Here is a 1,390-nt window from a genome sequence, read left to right on the forward strand (position 1 = left end):
TGAGTCGTTCTGGTGTCGCCTGATGGTGTGGACGGAGGCAGAACGTGCCGGTCCGATGCCCGTGGCCTGCTGGGATCGGTGGGGTGAGTGAACGCAAGCCGTACCAGAGCGACTTGACGGACGAGCAATGGGCGTTGATCGAGCCGGTGCTCACGGCCTGGAAGAACCGGCACCGTTCCGTCAGTGGCCACCAGGGCCGCTACTCGATGCGGGAGATCGTGAACTCGATCCTCTACCAGTCCCGGACCGGCTGTCAGTGGGCTCTCCTGCCGAACGACCTGCCGCCGAAGAGCGCGACGTACTACTACTACTTCGCCGCCTGGCGGGACGACGGCACCGACCAGCAGATCCATGAACTCCTGCGCTGCCAGGTGCGGGAGAGGAACCGGCGATTAGAGGACCCGACCCTGGTGATCCTGGACACCCAGAGTGTCCGGGCGGCCACCGGGGTCCCCGTGGTCACAACGGGCAAAGACGCCGCGAAACGGGTACCGGGCCGCAAGCGGGGACTGGCCGTGGACGTCCTCGGCCTGGTCATCGCCGTCACTGTGCTGGCCGCGAGCGTCCACGACAACGCCGCCGGCATCACTCTGCTCGACCAGGTCGCCGTCGCGGCCGGCGGCTCGGTCAGCAAAGCCCTGGTCGACCAGGGCTTCAAGAACCAGGTCGTCACGCATGGGGCCGCCCTTGGTATCGACGTCGAGATCGTCCAGCGGAACCCTGAGGAGCAGGGATTCGTTCCGCAGCCGAAACGGTGGCGGGTGGAGCAAACGTTCGGGATCTTGATACTGCACCGGCGGCTGGTCCGCGACTACGAACACCGTCCGGCCTCCTCCGCCTCACGTGTCTACTGGGCCATGACCCACGTCATGGCCCGTCGGCTCACCGACACGAACACGCTCACCTGGCGCGATCCGCGGGTGGCCGACGCGTGAACCTGAACCCTCTCCTGCAGGCACTCGACCTTCAGGAAGACGCCGCCCGGGCCCTGGCCGACGATCTCCGCACCCAGATCGACTCCCTGCAGACCCAACTCCGTAAGGCCGAACTACGTCTGGAACACCTCGCCATCACCCGCACGATCATCACCGGCCTTGCCGACCGAATCCCGGCCCAGACGGTCGACCCAGCAGGAAGTCCGGAGCTGCCTGAGCACCCGGACTACCCGCGCATCCTCGCCGTCTTCAACGACACCACCGGTCCGCTGAGGGCACGAGACATCTGTCAGGCCCTCGACTTCGAGCTCCTGCCGAAACACGTCTAACGCACCCGTGCCAAGATGAAACGCCTGGTCACAATAGGCATCCTCACTGAGGCCGAGCCCGGCACCTTCAGCAAGAAGCAGTAACCAAGTCCGGAACGGACATCAACTCACGAACCGCCCACTGAG

The 1,390-nt window shown here is 65.5% G+C and carries 2 protein-coding genes; both read left to right on the forward strand.

The window, feature by feature from the left end; all coding sequences use genetic code 11:
• Window positions 1–83 precede the first annotated feature (83 nt).
• A complete protein-coding gene (locus ACWCPY_RS43285) occupies window positions 84–935 on the forward strand; it encodes an IS5 family transposase (RefSeq protein WP_451274692.1) in 852 nt (283 codons plus the stop codon).
• Window positions 932–1,264 (forward strand): hypothetical protein, encoded by a 333-nt coding sequence (locus tag ACWCPY_RS43290; protein ID WP_451274694.1) that lies wholly within the window; start codon window positions 932–934, stop codon window positions 1,262–1,264. The genes ACWCPY_RS43285 and ACWCPY_RS43290 overlap by 4 nt, the downstream gene beginning before the upstream one ends.
• The last annotated feature ends 126 nt before the right edge of the window (window positions 1,265–1,390 follow it).

The sequence above is a fragment of the Streptomyces sp. NPDC002403 genome, assembly GCF_053593015.1.